At 67.8% G+C, this 14,569-nt stretch carries 13 protein-coding genes and 1 tRNA gene; 4 read left to right on the top strand and 10 right to left on the bottom strand.

Going from position 1 to position 14,569, the window contains the following annotated elements:
• Positions 1-200: 200 nt before the first annotated feature.
• Both PBT88_RS14495 and PBT88_RS14490 read right to left on the bottom strand, forming a co-directional pair.
• A tRNA-Arg gene (locus PBT88_RS14495) sits at positions 201-277 on the bottom strand.
• Between the two features lie 191 nt (positions 278-468).
• Positions 469-609 carry a hypothetical protein gene (locus PBT88_RS14490; protein WP_270076037.1) on the bottom strand — a complete coding sequence of 47 codons (141 nt, stop codon included), beginning with the start codon at positions 607-609 and terminating at the stop codon, positions 469-471.
• A gap of 218 nt (positions 610-827) precedes the next feature.
• Between PBT88_RS14490 and PBT88_RS14485 the strand changes: the two genes are divergently transcribed.
• Positions 828-2,222, top strand: coding sequence for a glycoside hydrolase family 47 protein (locus tag PBT88_RS14485; protein WP_270076036.1), 1,395 nt, complete (start codon positions 828-830; stop codon positions 2,220-2,222).
• A 77-nt stretch (positions 2,223-2,299) separates the two neighbouring features.
• Entirely contained in the window at positions 2,300-3,307 is a 1,008-nt protein-coding gene (locus tag PBT88_RS14480) for an LLM class flavin-dependent oxidoreductase (protein WP_270076035.1), read from the top strand.
• Here PBT88_RS14480 and PBT88_RS14475 read toward each other — a convergent pair.
• From PBT88_RS14475 to PBT88_RS14440, 8 genes are all read right to left on the bottom strand, one after another.
• Positions 3,229-4,059, bottom strand: coding sequence for a hypothetical protein (locus PBT88_RS14475; RefSeq protein WP_270076034.1), 831 nt, complete (start codon positions 4,057-4,059; stop codon positions 3,229-3,231). The two genes, PBT88_RS14480 and PBT88_RS14475, sit on opposite strands and share 79 nt — an antisense overlap.
• A complete protein-coding gene (locus PBT88_RS14470; protein ID WP_270076033.1) occupies positions 4,056-4,916 on the bottom strand; it encodes a hypothetical protein in 861 nt (286 codons plus the stop codon). The genes PBT88_RS14475 and PBT88_RS14470 overlap by 4 nt, the downstream gene beginning before the upstream one ends.
• Positions 4,913-5,242 (bottom strand): hypothetical protein, encoded by a 330-nt coding sequence (locus PBT88_RS14465; protein WP_270076032.1) that lies wholly within the window; start codon positions 5,240-5,242, stop codon positions 4,913-4,915. Before PBT88_RS14465 ends, PBT88_RS14470 begins: the two co-directional genes overlap by 4 nt.
• Before the next feature lie 17 nt (positions 5,243-5,259).
• A complete protein-coding gene (locus PBT88_RS14460; RefSeq protein ID WP_270076031.1) occupies positions 5,260-6,891 on the bottom strand; it encodes a hypothetical protein in 1,632 nt (543 codons plus the stop codon).
• A gap of 8 nt (positions 6,892-6,899) precedes the next feature.
• Entirely contained in the window at positions 6,900-8,345 is a 1,446-nt protein-coding gene (locus PBT88_RS14455; RefSeq protein ID WP_270076030.1) for a TULIP family P47-like protein, read from the bottom strand.
• Entirely contained in the window at positions 8,342-10,069 is a 1,728-nt protein-coding gene (locus tag PBT88_RS14450) for a TULIP family P47-like protein (RefSeq protein WP_270076029.1), read from the bottom strand. The genes PBT88_RS14455 and PBT88_RS14450 overlap by 4 nt, the downstream gene beginning before the upstream one ends.
• Positions 10,070-10,160: 91 nt before the next feature.
• The gene (locus PBT88_RS14445) at positions 10,161-11,495 is read right to left on the bottom strand and encodes a TULIP family P47-like protein (protein WP_270076028.1); all 1,335 of its coding nucleotides are present in this window, start codon (positions 11,493-11,495) and stop codon (positions 10,161-10,163) included.
• A 170-nt stretch (positions 11,496-11,665) separates the two neighbouring features.
• Complete coding sequence (locus PBT88_RS14440; RefSeq protein WP_270076027.1) at positions 11,666-12,568, bottom strand: ribosomal eL19 family protein; 903 nt, start codon at positions 12,566-12,568, stop codon at positions 11,666-11,668.
• Positions 12,569-12,730: 162 nt separating this feature from the next.
• Between PBT88_RS14440 and PBT88_RS14435 the strand changes: the two genes are divergently transcribed.
• A complete protein-coding gene (locus PBT88_RS14435) occupies positions 12,731-13,765 on the top strand; it encodes an aminoglycoside phosphotransferase family protein (RefSeq protein ID WP_270076026.1) in 1,035 nt (344 codons plus the stop codon).
• Positions 13,762-14,568: a T3SS effector HopA1 family protein gene (locus PBT88_RS14430; RefSeq protein WP_270076025.1), complete on the top strand. Its 807-nt coding sequence runs from the start codon at positions 13,762-13,764 to the stop codon at positions 14,566-14,568. The genes PBT88_RS14435 and PBT88_RS14430 overlap by 4 nt, the downstream gene beginning before the upstream one ends.
• Position 14,569: the final 1 nt, after the last annotated feature.

The raw sequence follows: 14,569 nt of genomic DNA, 5'->3' as shown, positions 1-14,569 counted from the left end.
TTAACGGACGTGGATTTGCCGGCAATGTGTCGAGAGTTGGCTATTCGTCGGCCGGGTGCGCGATGTGTGCTGATGTGGAAAGCGCGGTCGGCGGCGTGGCTGTGCTGTCCACGCGTCGACAGGCCGATCCCGGCGCATGAGGCCGGCGCGATGTCGCGCCGGCGGGCTGAGCGAGCCGCGCTGCTGCTGTCATGGGGAAGTGGTGCGCCCGGAACGATTCGAACGTCCGACCCTCAGATTCGTAGTCTGATGCTCTATCCAGCTGAGCTACGGGCGCGTTGGGAGGCGGGCCACTAGCCAATCGTCCCGGGCTTGGCAACAGGCTTTCTGGCCGAGCGCGCTTCGGCACCGCTATCGGATCGGACGGGGCGCGATGGCGGCAGCGTCAGCCGGTAGACGAGGACGACATGATCGCTGATGATGCTGCCATGCGCGCCGTTGAGCGAGGCGTCGAAGGGGAGCCGTCGATTACCCGTGCTTCGCTTCCCGCTTCTCGCAGAGCGTGGTGCCGGCCAGGTTGGTCGCAGCGGTCGCCTGCGGCAGATCGGCGGTGCCGGCATAAGCGGTGAAGCGGATCGTGAAATGGTTGATCCGGTTGCGATGGTTCATCGTGCCGACGACGGTGCCGACATCGTTCGGCCCACGATCGGGCAGGGTGCCGATCCGGCCCGCATAGCGGCCGTCGGCGAGCCGATTCCAGCCGCGGCGTCGTGTAGCTGGGCGACTCCGCCTTCGGCCGCCGCGCCGGGCGAAGATCGCAGAGGCCCCTTTGCAATCCACCCGGACTCGGCGTTAGGTCGTCCCGCAATCACAGGAGACTCTCGATCATGCGGATGGGCCGACGGGGCATGATGCTGGGCGCGACCGCGCTGTGCGGGGCGGCGCCCTTTCCGATCGGGGCGGCGCGGCGGCGCGAGGCGGATTGGCACGCGCTGGCGCAGGACGTGAAGGCGGAGATGGCCTGGGCGTGGGACGCCTATCGTCGACAGGCCTGGGGCAAGGACGAGATACGGCCGGTCAGCGGCAGCTTCTCCAGCTTCCCGCTCAAGACCCACCATCTCGGCCTCACCATCGTGGAGGCGCTCGATACCTTGTGGGTGATGGGGCTGGACGAGCGTTTCCAGCAGGGCGTGGACTGGGTGAAGGCGGAGCTGGACTTCGATGTCGACGGCGATGTCTCGGTGTTCGAGACCTCGATCCGCTTCGTCGGCGGGCTGCTCTCCGCGCATCATGCCTGCGGCGATCCGGTGCTGCTCGCCAAGGCCAAGGATCTGGCCGATCGCCTGCTCCCGGCGTTCCAGACGCCGACCGCCATGCCCTGGCGCTTCGTCAATCTGAAGACCGGCGTCGGGCGCGAGAGCGTCACCAGCCCGGCCGACATCGCCACCTATCTGCCCGAATGGGGCACGCTCAGCCGCTTGACCGGCGATCCGCGCTATGCCGAGGCGGCGCGCAAGGCGACTGCCGCGCTGTTCGCCCGGCGCTCGCGCCTCGACATGGTGGCGACGCAGATCGACGTGCTGACCGGGGCGTGGCGCTCGCGAACCGCCACCGTCGGTTCCTATTGCGACAGCTTCTTCGAATATCTCTGGGATGGCTGGCAGCTGTTCGGCGATGCCGAATGCAAGCGCATGTACGACATCTGCACCGCCGCCATTCTCCGGCATCAGCCGCGCTGGCAGCGCGGCCGCCTCTGGTTCGCCGACGTCGATTTCGAGACCGGGGCGACCGTCTCGACGGTGCAGGACGAACTCGCCTCCTTCTATGGCGGCCTGCTCGGGCAGGGCGGAGCGATGCGCGAGGGCGCCGCCTATACCGAAAGCTGGGCCGGGGTGCAGGCCCGCTTCGGGGTTTTGCCGGAGGGCTATGACTATGCCACCGGCGCGGCCGCCCAGCCGACCAACGCGCTCCGCCCCGAGCTGGCCGACGCCGCCTTCAACCTGTGGCTGCTCGATCGTGACGAGCGCTGGCGGGAGATCGGTCGCGACCATTTCCTGGCGATGAAGCGCTGGAACAAGGCCGCTTATGGCTATACCGATCTGGCCGACGTGACGTCGGTGCCCAAGCGGCAGGCGGATCATTGCCCGGGCTATTGGTGGTCCGAGCAGATGAAATATTATTATCTGCTGTTCGCCGACACCCCGCGCTTCGATTACCGGACCAATTATCTGTCGACCGAAGGCAATGTCCTGCTCGGCTTCCGCCACGGCGCGGATGGGTGATCGCCGGGGCGTGGTTTGCGCATGCGGGCCTTGTGCCGCCCCCCCGGCATCCTAAATCCGGGGGGAAGGAGCCTGCCATGCCTGAATTGTCGATCCTGGATCTCGTCCGCATCCGGGAAGGATCGGACGCCAAGACGGCGTTCGACCATGCGCGCGATCTCGCCGCCCATGCCGAGGACTGGGGATATCGCCGGTTCTGGGTGGCCGAGCACCATAATATGCCCGGCATCGCGAGTCCTGCGACCGCGGTGGTGATCGGTCATATCGCTGCCGGCACCCGGACCATCCGGGTCGGGGCGGGCGGGGTGATGCTGCCCAACCACGCGCCCTATGTGATCGCCGAACAGTTCGGCACGCTGGCCCGGCTCTTCCCGGGACGCATCGACCTGGGGCTCGGCCGCGCGCCGGGCACCGACCAGATGACGGTGCGGGCGCTGCGCCGGTCGATCGAGAATAGCGATAATTTCCCGCAGGATGTGTTGGAACTCCAACATTATTTCACCCCCGCAGAAGAAGGGCAGCGGCTCCAGGCGGTGCCGGCGGCGGGCACCGAGGTGCCGTTGTGGATATTGGGGTCGAGCACCTTCGGTGCCCAGCTTGCCGCGGAGCTCGGCCTGCCCTACGGCTTTGCCTCGCATTTCGCGCCCGACATGCTCGGCGCCGCACTGGACATCTATCGTGGTCGCTTCAAGCCGTCGCAGCAGCTGGATCGCCCGCACGCGATGGTCGGCGTGAACATCGTCGCCGCGGCGAGCGACGCCGAGGCGCGGCGCCTCGCCACCACCCAGCAAATGTCGTTCACCGACATGTTCCGCGGCACCCGCGGGCTGAGCCGGCCGCCGATCGACGATATCGAGAGCTATTGGTCGCCGATGGAAAAGGCGCAGGCGCAGCGGATGCTGGCACGCTCGATCATCGGATCGGCAGAGACGGTGCAAGCCGGGCTGGCCGCGCTGATTGCCGAGACCCAGGCGGACGAACTGATGATCGTCTCCGACATCTTCGATCACGAGGCGCGGCTGCGCTCCTTCGAGATCATCGCCGAGGTGGCGGGCGCGATCCCGGCGACGGCGGTCGCCGCCTGAGCGGCGGTGGGGCTGGCGAGGTGCGGGGCGGCCGGCCTGCTGGGCCGCCCACCCGGATCGAGGCCGGACGCCCGCCAGGCGGCGATCACGCAGCGTAGCGGGGCGAAATCGCCGGTCTCCGGCGCCATGGCCAGCGCCAGATGATCGCCGGGCAGCCGGACCAGCGGTGCGGGCGGTGACAGGGCGTCGCGCGCGTAAGGCGCCAGCCAGCCCGGCGCGCTGCTCAGCATGGACACCATCTCGAACGCCCCCGGCCGGTAGGACAGGTGCAGCCAGTCGGTGATGTCCGCGAGCTCCGTACCGCTGAGGCGGAGCGCGGCGCCGACCTGCGGGAAAGGGTCTTCCTCACCCGGCAGGCGCAATGGCGCGTCCATGAGGCAGAGCAGGGTGGGCGGTAGCGTCATCGTGCCCGCCAGCCGCCGCAGCGCCATCGCGGCGACCAGCCCGCCCAGGCAATAGCCGACGATGCCGAGCGCCGGGCGATGCGACAGGATCGGCGCGAGGCGTTCGGCGAGCGCCTCAGCGACGATCGCGAGGCTCAATTCCGGCCGCTGGCGGTAGACAGCGAGCGCGGCCGGATAGCCGAGCGAAAGGATGCGTGCCGCCGGAAGCGCGGCCGCCAGCCGGCGGGGAAAGACCGCACCGGCCCCGGCCACTCCCCATGTCGCGATCGGATCGCCGTCCAGCCCATGGAGGAACAGCATGGCCGGGCCCTGCGCGGTGCCCCGGGTGATCTCGTGACAGGCGATCACCCGGCCCGCCGCATCCACGGCGCCGCCGCGCGGACCAGCATGGCCCGGTCATAGCCGAAGCATGCGGGGCTGCGGCGGGCATCGGCCCCGGCCTCTGCTCCTGCTGTGACGCGCTGGATGGCGCTCCAATGCACCAGCGCGAGCGGCATGGCGTGCCCGTCTCCTGCCTCGACCGCATCGGCGAACCGATCGAGCACCGCCGCACAGACCGTGGCGGGCAGGATCGGGTGCGCCCGATCGCCATAGAAATGCACGAAGCGGGTGTCCGCGGCGGCGAGGGCGGGGGGCGCCTGCAGGCCCTGCACATATTGCATGCGGTCGCGATCCGCCGCGGGGCGACGCTTCAACACGGCGTTGATGGCCTCCTGTTCGCCGATGCCGTTCCATCGCGTCGGCGGGGTGATGAATTCGGTGCGGTCCCACGCTGCATCAAGCAATTGCATCGTCCATGGCGAGGCACGCAGCGCGAACACGGCGCTCTGCACAGGCTGGGCTGCGCGACCCAGCGCCGGATCGAGGCCGAGCCAGCGGAAAAAGGAATCGGGCCGCTCGCAGACCAGATCGGCATCGGTGTCGAGCAGCGGCAGCACCGATGCGGGATGCAGCGCGACCGCATCGGCGTCGACCCAGATCGCCCAGCGATGATGGCGCAGCGCCGCCCGCAGCGCGGGAATCTTGGCCCAGCAGGCCGGGCGATCGCCGACGTCTGGCATCGTCCCGTAGAAGTGATGGCCATGGCGCGCCGCGAAGGCGCGCGTCGCCGCGACGCCGATGGCGCCCAGTCGCGCATATTTCAGGCTCTCCTGGTGGCGCGGCACGGCGTTGAAGGTGACGAGGGCGACGTCGCCGGGATTCATGCGATCTCGACATGATCGGTCAGGCGCTTCAGGACGGCGATCGTCTGCGGATCGACCGCGCCCTTCACCCGGATCAGGGCCACGCGGGCGACATCTTCAAATATTGCGTAGAGCGGCCCATGGGCGGCGAGATGGCGATCGACCGCCGCCTGATCGTCGATCGCGAGAACAAGGTCGAGCCGCGTCCCGTCGTGTCCATGGATGTGGGCGGAAACCCCTGGCGTGGATCGCATCGCGTCGATGAGGCTGGCGCAGGCCCGGCCCGCCGCATCGGCGCGGCCCTCGGCGACGGCGAAGCGGATGGTGATGGCGATCGGGCTGGCCATGGCGTCTCTCCCGGGTTTCAGGCTGATGGCGTGGTGGGATCGGGGGCGGAGTCGGGGGCGTGTTTCGCCCAGAATAGCAGCGCCTGATCGACCTTGCCGTCGATGCAGGCGATCGCGCCGCCATCCACCCAGGTCATCGCCGCCGAGGCATTCTCGGCGATGGTGTTGATCGTCGGCAGATGATCATAATCGCGCTTGGCCAGCGCCACGCCGAGCGCGGTCAGTTCGCTGGCCGGGATCTCGACGGCCTTTTCGATGATCTTGAGCAGGATCTTGTACCAATTGGCCATGATCGTCGCCTTGAAGCTCTGCAACCAGGCCGGCTGGCCGGCATGGGCCAGCGCATCGCCGGCACCTTCGGCGGCCTCTTCCTCCGCCGCCTCGATCTCCTCGGCATCGGCATGCTCGCCGAGCAGCGGCTCCAATTCGCTGTCCGACAAGGAAGACACGAGGGAGTCCTCGGCGCCGTCCTCGATCGATTCCGCCGCAGCCCCTTCCGCCGCACCCAACGCCTGATCCAGCGCGCCGCCGATCACCGCGAACAACACCTGGAGCGCGGTGTTGAGCGCGATCTGGTAGATTTGGGTCGTCTCGCTGGGGATCACGGTGACGCGGGTGGTGCGCTTCGCCGTGCCGACCTGACTCAGCACCAGCGCGCCGTCGCTGCGCGGGACGATGCCGAGATCGGCATATTGCTCGGCGTCGAGCGAGACGGTGATGTCGCCGGGGCCGGGCCAGTCGGGATAGGGGAAGTGGACGTTCGACATCGACAGATGCGCGGTCGCGCCGTTCAGCGTCAGTTGCAGATTGCCCTGCGGGATGACCGGCGTGATCACCGATGTGCTGTCGCCAGCTGTGGCGAAGGCAAAGCTCCCCCAGGTCATGGTCGCGGCATTATAGACCGTCCCGGTCGGGCTGATCGCGAAGTCGGCCATGGTCGAACCCTGCACTACGGCCGGCAGCGACGGCGCGATGAGCTGCGCGGTCACCAGCCCGGTGCCGATCACGATCGCCCGATCGGCATCGGCCGGGGCGCCGTCGAACAGGCGGGCATCGACGGCGGGCTGCAACGCGGCGTCGCTCCGCCCTTCCGTGGTCGCCAGCACGGCGACGATCGCGCCGCGCGCGTCGTTGGCGGGCAGCGGCTGCGACGCGAACGCCGCGGCGGTGGGGCGCAGCCAAAGCGGGGCGCCGTCGTCCGCCGTGACGGGTGCGAGCTGCACCGATCCGAACGCGCCGGCGAGGCCGGGCACCGCCGCGCGCAGCATGTCGGTCAGCGCCGCAACGATCGGATAGACGTCGGCCTCGGCCATCCCGCTCGGCAGCGTGTAGGTGTCGAGGATCACCGCCGCACCGCCGAGCGGCGCGATGACGCCATCGGCTCCGACCGCCAGCATGATCATCGCGGTGGCGGTCGCGCCGGCGATGTCGACGGCCGCGCCATCCACCGTCACCGTGCCGCTGGCGATCGTGCAGCGCAGCAGCTGCCGGTTGGACGGCGCGCCGCCGATCAGGTGCCAGGCGCCCCACGTGCCTGCCGCGGTGGCGGTGGCGAAGCTCGCGGGGATATGGCCCCCGGCCTGCATCGCGGCGTCATAGGCCGAGAGGGTGGTGGCGAAGACCAGATCCCATCCGAAGGTGTCGAGCATGTTCGTCCTCATGGGGCTGAAGGGCTGGCGACGGTGCTGGCGAAGCCGAGTGCGCCGACCAGCCGCAGCGAGCCGTCGAGCATCACGTCGGACACCGCGAAATCCTGGCTGTCGGTCCACACGATCGGCGCATAGATATTGTCCTGCAGCAGATCGATGGCGGGGGCGTCGTCATTGGCGATCAGCCCGGCGATCTCGGCCGAGAAGCCGACCGCACCGACCAGCAGCGCGCCGAGCACCACGATCACCGGGGCCGCCGCCCCGCCCGTCACCACCGCCAGCACGACCAGCGCGATGGCGAGGATCGCCGCGACGATCGCGTCGGTGATCTTGACCCATTCCGCCACGATGTTGCCGTGGCTCTGGATGGGATCGCCGAGCTGGCGATAGGCCAGCGTGGTCTGCCCGGCTTTGTTGGTGCCCTTGACGATCGTGTAGCAGGAGGTGGTGCGGCACCAGGCGGTGACGCCGGCCTGTACGTCCGTCTCGGTATAGGCGTCGATCGAGATTTGCGGCCCTTCGATGGCGAAGGTGAACTGTTTCAGCACCGGCGTGTACCAGTCGCCCTGTTCCTGGACCTGGGGGAGGTCGATGGCGGCATCCGCGGTGAGGGTGATGGTCTGATCGCCGATGATCAGATCGGCCATGGTCAGGTTCGGCCACATCGTCATCAGCTGGGGGACGACCAGATCGAGCAGCATCAGCGCGCGCGAGATGCAGAAGGCGCCCTCCACACCGGGCGGCACGATGCGCTTGTCGATGACCTGCTGGAGGCTGCCGGGGGCGCGGCCGTTGGTCATCGCCAGCACGCCGAGGAAGGCGTCCGCGTCGCTCGGGCCGTCGACATAGGAATAGCTGACATAGCTCGGCTTGAGGAACGACCAGGCGCCCTTGTCCGCCTCCTCGTTGAGATCGGCGACCGAGAATATATAGGCGAAATCGGCCAGATTCTGGGTACACCACCCCTCCAGCGCGGCCTGGATCGCGTAGATCGCCCAGGCCGGGCTCGGCGCGACGGTCTCGTCGGTGGCATAATATTGCACCACGGGCACGCTCGGTTCGTCGCTCGTCGGCTTGATCTTGAGGTGGCGGCTGCTGGTCTCGGGGCCCTCGAAGAAATGCAGCCGCACCGTGAAGGTGAGCGATCCGCCGGCCCAGCGATAATCGGTATAGCTGGCCTGGTCGGCCGCCACGCCGGTCACATTCTGCAACGGCAGCAGGACATTGACCCCATCACCATCACCGCCGCGGACCAGCTGCCAGTCCCCGAACTGCCCTTGGCAGACCAGTTTCGGATCGACCGGATCGGCATAATGGAAGCTCGCCGGCGACGCCTTGCGCGCCCGGATCGCGGCGTTGACGTTCTCGATCCGGACGGCGAAGGCGGTGTCCCAGCCGAAGGTCGAGATCTCGCCCTGCGGCGGGTCTGCGGCACGGATGGCCGGAAGGGTCATTGCGCGCTGCCGCCGAGCAGGAAGGCGGCGCGGAAGGTACCGCCGGTGACCTGCCAGCTCTTGACGTAGGGCCACTGGATTGCCTGCGAGAAATTGGTCGCGAACTGGTCGATCGTCGGCACATGGCCCTCGGTGATCCGGTCGCTCCAGATCAGCTGCATGATCTGCGGGAGCAACCCGACCGGGACGCCGAACAGGCCGCCGATCACGCCGCCCCAGACCTTGTACTTGTTGGCGAACATGCCGGTCTTGCCGCCATTATTCTCGCCGTCGGAGCCGATCGATTCGCCGGCATCCTCGGCGCCGGCATCCTCCGCATCGGACAATTCGCCGTCCGACAGATTGCCGACCTCGTCCTCCAGCGATTCCGCCGACGCGGAGACGACGCCGGCGCCCTCCTCGGTCGCGGTCGACACCGCCGGGCTGAGCGCTTCACCCAGCGACGCGCCGAGAAAGGCGAAGATCAGCGACACCGCGATGGACTCGATGATCATCGCGATCTCGAAGCCCTTGTTCGGGGTCACGTCGGCGCGGATCGAATTGGTGCCGAGGCCGGGCGAGGGCAGGAGATAATAGCTGCCGTTCGACAGCTTGGCCGCCTCGATGTTGAAATATTGATCGGCGGTGAGCTTCACGTCCGCCGTACCGTCCGGCGTGGTGAAGGCTGCCTGCGAGATGCTGAGATGGAATTCCATGCCGTCCAGCGTCAGCTCGAAATCGCCGGGCTGGATCGCCGGCACGACGATGCTGGTCGGATCGTCCTTCTGGAGCTGGAAATTGCCCCAGTTCAGCACATTCTTGTTGGTGACGGTGATGCCGTTGTTGGTGACCTCGAAATCATCGTCGGTGGCGCCCATCACGCAATGCTTCGCGGCCTGCCGGACGATGTTCTGCATCGCCAGCGGCGCCGAGACGGCAAACACCGAATTGGTCGGTGTAGTCGTCGTGGCGAACACGTCGAACATGCGGATATCGAAATTCTGCTGTGGGATCGCACCGCTCGGTGGGGTGACGAGGCTGAGCAGCGCGAACGCCGATGTCGTGCCGGCGGTGGCGCCACTGGTTCCGGCCGAGCCCGCCGAAGCCAAGCCATAGAGCGAATAGGCCGGTTTCAGCCACTGCTTGTCCGCCTCGATCGCCTCCTCTTCGAGCCGAATGGCGGCGAACACCGCGTCGAAGGCGGCGAGGTTGTTCTGGTAATAGTCGTTGAACCCGCCTTCGGCGCCGTAGAAGGCATAGCCGCTGAGGCCGGTGATGCCCTGCACCACGGGGCGCTGGAACGCCTCGCTGGTCTGGTTGGCGGTGAAATGCAGGGTTTTGCCGGTGCCGTCCTTGGCGCTGTTGTCGGGCAATTGCTGCGCGGCGCTGGTCTGGGTGAGCGTGATCATCACCGTCACGACGCTGCCGTCGAGTTTCACCGGGGCGGCGCCCGGCAGCGTCACGGTGCCGGCCTTGATCGGGCAATTCAGGATGATGCCATTGCCTTCCCCGCCGGTCACGCTCCACGCGTCCCAGCTGCCGCTGATGACGGCGCCGCCCTGCGGATCGGTGCCCGCGAAGCTGGCCGGCGTGGTGTTCTGCGCGACGATCGAGGCGTTCAGCGCCGGCAATTCGAGCGCGAAGACCGTATCCCAGCCCATCAGGTCGATATTGCCGCTGCCGCCCGGCGTGACGGGCGCGGCGGGGACGGTCGCAGCGGGGGCGGGCGGGGCATTGGTGGCCATGGTGGTTCCTTTCCTGGTCGAAGCAGAAGATCCTGGTCGAAGCGGAAGAAGCGGGCGGATGATCGGATCGTGGCGACCGCGACGCGGCGCTTCAGGACGCGCCCGACGCGCGGATCACGAAGGCATCGGCGAGTTCCGCGTCGGTGGTGTTGAACTGGCTCAGGCCGGTCCAGACCGCGCTGGCGACGGGAATGGCACCGATCGACAGCTGGCCGGAACTGGTCAGCGAGTCGGTGACGGCGTTCTCGATCGCCGCGACCACCGCATCCATCACGATGTTCACGACCAGGCCCACCACCGGCACGATCCAGGTAAGCTCCTTCTCGTACCACGGGATATGCTCGTCGGTGCTGGGCGACGAGCGGCTCACCACGGTGAAGGTCGCCGATCTGGTCGCCTGGTCATAGCCGACGTCCATCACGACATTGAGATTGTCGAACGTCACATAGGCGTCGTGCAGGCCGCTGATGTCGAACTGACCGCTGGCGCTGGTCAGGATCTGCGAGCCGCTGATCGCGACCGCATAGCTGGTCAATTCCGGATAATAGTCGATCGCGCCGCTGCGTACCGATCCCATCGAGATGCTCTGGGTGTTGGTGATCGAGCAGCTCAGCGGCTGGTTCGGCGCGCTCGGCGGGTTGAACTGCAATGCCGACGCCGGGACATGGAGCGCGGACGCGACATTGGGCATCAGCAGGTTGCGCAGGAACACCGCCGGCGCCATCGCGAAGAAATAGGCATCGCCGGCGGCCAGCAGCGACGGGTCGACCGCGGTGGCCAGGATGTCCGGCCCCCAGGGGGCCTGGGTCAGCGACTGGATCGCGAGCGCCTGGGTCTGCCCGTCGACCGACTCGAAATAGGAGACCGACGTGGCCTTGGGGGCGAGCCATGGCTGGCCTTGCGGATTGGTGACGATCGTGGCGAATACGAATGAGATCTTGGCGCTGTTCTGGACCAGTATTTCGCCGAACCAGTCGTTGATGATCGCCGCCGCCTGCTTGGTCGGATCGCGCTGGTTCAGCAGACCGCTCGCATCCGGGTTGGCGACGTAGACGGCACCGCCGTCGTCGGTCGGGGTCGGCGAGTTGGTGTGCAGCGAGAAGGCGACCGACTGCGATCCCGCGCTCGCGCCCTGTACGATCGCCAGTTCCAGATTGAGCACCGGCTGGACGCCGGCGAGATCGATCGGCTGGCGAAATGGCGGCGCGGTCAGCGTCCCGTGGGCGATCGGCATCATCAGCTTGATGCGATTGGCGGAGCCGCCCGGCTGGATCGTCCAAGGATCGAACTGGCCGCTCAGCGTGATGTCCATCGCGGTGTTGGAGAAGTCGAAGGTCGCCAGAAGGGCGGTCATCGAGCGGGAGAGCACGCTGTTCACCGTGGCGATATTGCTCGCCGAAATCACATCCCAGCCATGGGTATCCATGATACCGACTCTCCCGATACGCGTCGTGGGTGGCCCCATGCCGGATGGCATGGGGCCTGGCGTTCAGCAGATATGTGGCAGCGTTATCGCCAGCCATGGGTATCCATGATACCGACTCTCCCGATACGCGTCGTGGGTGGCCCCATGCCGGATGGCATGGGGCCTGGCGTTCAGCAGATATGTGGCAGCGTTATCGGCAGGCACTGCGGCGGCAGTGTCGGGATGCAGGTGAAGCCGACGGTCGGCGCGACCACCGCCGCCGCCGCAGGGAATGCCCCTGCCACCGTGCCGCCGCAGGCCAGCGTGTGGATCGGGGGGCAGGTGACGGTATTGGGACAGCCCACCGCATGGGTGGGCGTGCAGGTGACGGTGCCGGGGCAGCCTATCGCGTGGGTGGGTGTGCAGGTGATGGTATTGGGGCAGCCCAGGCCATGCGTCGGTGCCGTGGCGCAGATGCCGACCTGGGTACACAGGGTCGCCGCCGTATTGGGATGGACCGGCGGACAGGATATCGTGTTGGGGCAACCGAGCGCGTGGGTCGGCGTGCAGGTGACCGTATTGGGGCAGCCGGGCGCGTGGGTCGGCGCGGCGCCGCAGGTGCCGACATGCGTACACAGCGTCGCCAGCGTGCCGTTGACGGGCGGACAGGTGACATGGGTGCAGGCGAAGCCCAGCGTATGGGTGCTGCATGTCCCCAGCTGGGTCCAGATCGTCGGGTGGATCGTCGTGAACGGGTTGAACACGCCGGTATCGACGCCGAGCCCGCCGAGCGGGACGGCCGGCGGCGCGTTGACCGAGACGGAGCCCGGTTTCAGCTCGGCATGCCCGGCCAGCCAGAGATGGGAGCCGCCGAGCGGCGAGTCCGCGATCGGCTGGCTGTGCAGCACATCGGCGGTGGAGGCCTCGACCCACTGGCTCAGGCTGGGATCCGAATAGACGCGGATGCTGTCCTCGGTCGCGCCGCGGCCGACGAAGCCGCTGATCAGCTTGCGTGGCTCGGGTCGGGCCGGGTCGAGATGTACTTTATCGATGAAATCGTCGAATGTTACCGCGTGTTCGCCTTTGCTGGTCATGATCACTCTCCCGATGACAATAATATTACCGAGTCGATCTTGTGTTGTGGCCAAGCATGGAGATATTTTGGAATAATGATATGGAGGGTGACGGGGTAGTCTTGTCCATAATGGTTCGATTTCCGATCATGCTCGTCGGGATTTTGGCCTAGAAGTGCGGCCATGGGTCTGGATCATTGGGAATCGGTGCAGCATCTGTTGCGGATCGGCGTGATCTCACCGGCACATCTGGTGTCATCAGACGTCTCGGTCGCCTCGCTCAGTTCGCGCAATCATCTCGTCCGGGTCGAATGGCCGGGCGGTGGCGCGATCGTGAAGCAGCCCAAGGATCGCACGACCGCCGATGCGGCGACGATGTGGGCCGAGGCCTCGCTGTTCTGGCTCGCCACCCACGATCCGCTGTTCGCGCCGCTGGCGCCGTGGATGCCACGCTTCCGGCATTATGACGAGCGGCAGCGGATATTGACGATCGACTATATCGTCGCGGCCGGATCGTTCGCCGATGGCTTGCTGGGCGCGGGCCTGTCCGTGCCGCTGGTCGAGGATGTCGGGCGCGCGCTGGCGACGCTGCATGGTCCGGTGTCGCAGGCGACGGCGGGGGCGCCGAGCCGGCGGCTGTTCGCGGCGCTGATGCCCTGGGTGCTGACGATCGGCACCGCCGAGGCGCGCTATGTGCCGCTCACCCCGGCCTCGGCGACCGTCTTGCAGCAGCTGATGGCATGGCCCGGGGCCGGGGCGGCGCTGCAACGGCTGCGCGCGGCATGGCGCGCCGATCAGATCATCCACGGCGACGTCAAGGCGCCCAACCTGCTCGTCGCGACCGACGGGACGGCGCGGATCATCGATTGGGAGATCGTGACCCTCGGCGATGGGCTCTGGGACGTTGCCGGCCTGATCCATTCGATGCTCGTCCCCAATCCGGGCGGGCTGCCCGAGCCGCTCGACGTCGCCCAGGCGCGGGTGCGGCCGATCGCCGAAGCGCTGTGGCGGAGCTATATCGTGGCGGCGCCGTGGCCGCGCGCGGGCGATGCGCCGTCGATGCTGCTGGCCATGGCCGGTGCCCGCATCCTCCAGACCTGCCTCGAGAGCGCCCATCACGGCGTCGTAGCGCCCGGCATCCCGGCGATGCTGGAGATGGCGGCCGCCCTGATGACCGATCCCGTGACGGCGCGGCAGCGCTGGCATTGGCCGGCATGAGCGCGCTGGAGGATGTTCTGCGGGGCGTTGCGGCGGATGTGCGGATCGTCGGCGCGGGGCTGGCGAGCCTGTCGTCGGGCGCGCGCTTCGCGTTCGGGCGGCCGGATCAGCCCACCGCCGGATTGAGCGAGGCAATCTATGGTCGCCATTATTGCCGCCCCGGGCAGCCGGACTCGGCCGCGGCCGGCGACGACGCCCGGTTCCTCGCGGACCTGCGTGTCGCCAACCCGGTGGCGATGCGGGACGGCGGGGTGCGCGAACTGCGGAGCGAAGGGCATTATTTCGTCGTCGGCCGCCCCGTGGCGGAGGCGGCGGCCGGGCGGCAGGTGCGGTTCTATTGGAACATCACGTCGCACGGCGCCCCGTACCTTCTTCAGGCGCTGGGCGCGGGGCTGGAGCGCCGCCGCATTCCCTTCCAGCTCAAGGTGCCGGTCTCGATCGCCGGCTATGATCGCGCCGATACCGGCGTGCTTTATTGCGCGGCCGAAGACGTCGCGGCCGCCATCGACGTCATCGAGGCCGTGCATATCGCGCTGGGCACCGCCTTGCGTCCCGACGTCCCGCTCTTCGTGCGACGGCTGGCGGCGGGACTGGGCTTCGCCGAAAGCCCGCAGAGCGGAGAGAGCTTCGGCCTGCAGCGCAGCCGGCTGTTGGCCGAGGGGCTGATCGCCGCGCAGTCCGCTGGCACCCTGCCGGTGGAGGCGATGGCGGCGCGGCTGGCTGGCTATGGCCTGCCAGCCGACCGGCTGGACCGCAATCCGGCGACCTGTTTCCCCTACGACTTCGCAGCGTTCGGGGTATGAG

It is taken from the genome of Sphingomonas abietis (assembly GCF_027625475.1).
GTDB lineage: Bacteria > Pseudomonadota > Alphaproteobacteria > Sphingomonadales > Sphingomonadaceae > Solisphingomonas > Solisphingomonas abietis.
Note: the sequence above shows the minus strand (reverse complement) of the source record. Positions and strands in the feature narration are given on the sequence as shown.

What these genes read in the sequence shown, in the direction of transcription:
- PBT88_RS14490 (WP_270076037.1), bottom strand. Translation starts at nt 609, where the DNA reads ATGAACCATCGCAACCGGATCAACCATTTCACGATCCGCTTCACCGCT.
- PBT88_RS14485 (WP_270076036.1), top strand. Translation starts at nt 828, where the DNA reads ATGCGGATGGGCCGACGGGGCATGATGCTGGGCGCGACCGCGCTGTGC.
- PBT88_RS14480 (WP_270076035.1), top strand. Translation starts at nt 2,300, where the DNA reads ATGCCTGAATTGTCGATCCTGGATCTCGTCCGCATCCGGGAAGGATCG.
- PBT88_RS14470 (WP_270076033.1), bottom strand. Translation starts at nt 4,916, where the DNA reads ATGAATCCCGGCGACGTCGCCCTCGTCACCTTCAACGCCGTGCCGCGC.
- PBT88_RS14465 (WP_270076032.1), bottom strand. Translation starts at nt 5,242, where the DNA reads ATGGCCAGCCCGATCGCCATCACCATCCGCTTCGCCGTCGCCGAGGGC.
- PBT88_RS14460 (WP_270076031.1), bottom strand. Translation starts at nt 6,891, where the DNA reads ATGCTCGACACCTTCGGATGGGATCTGGTCTTCGCCACCACCCTCTCG.
- PBT88_RS14455 (WP_270076030.1), bottom strand. Translation starts at nt 8,345, where the DNA reads ATGACCCTTCCGGCCATCCGTGCCGCAGACCCGCCGCAGGGCGAGATC.
- PBT88_RS14450 (WP_270076029.1), bottom strand. Translation starts at nt 10,069, where the DNA reads ATGGCCACCAATGCCCCGCCCGCCCCCGCTGCGACCGTCCCCGCCGCG.
- PBT88_RS14445 (WP_270076028.1), bottom strand. Translation starts at nt 11,495, where the DNA reads ATGGATACCCATGGCTGGGATGTGATTTCGGCGAGCAATATCGCCACG.
- PBT88_RS14440 (WP_270076027.1), bottom strand. Translation starts at nt 12,568, where the DNA reads ATGACCAGCAAAGGCGAACACGCGGTAACATTCGACGATTTCATCGAT.
- PBT88_RS14435 (WP_270076026.1), top strand. Translation starts at nt 12,731, where the DNA reads ATGGGTCTGGATCATTGGGAATCGGTGCAGCATCTGTTGCGGATCGGC.
- PBT88_RS14430 (WP_270076025.1), top strand. Translation starts at nt 13,762, where the DNA reads ATGAGCGCGCTGGAGGATGTTCTGCGGGGCGTTGCGGCGGATGTGCGG.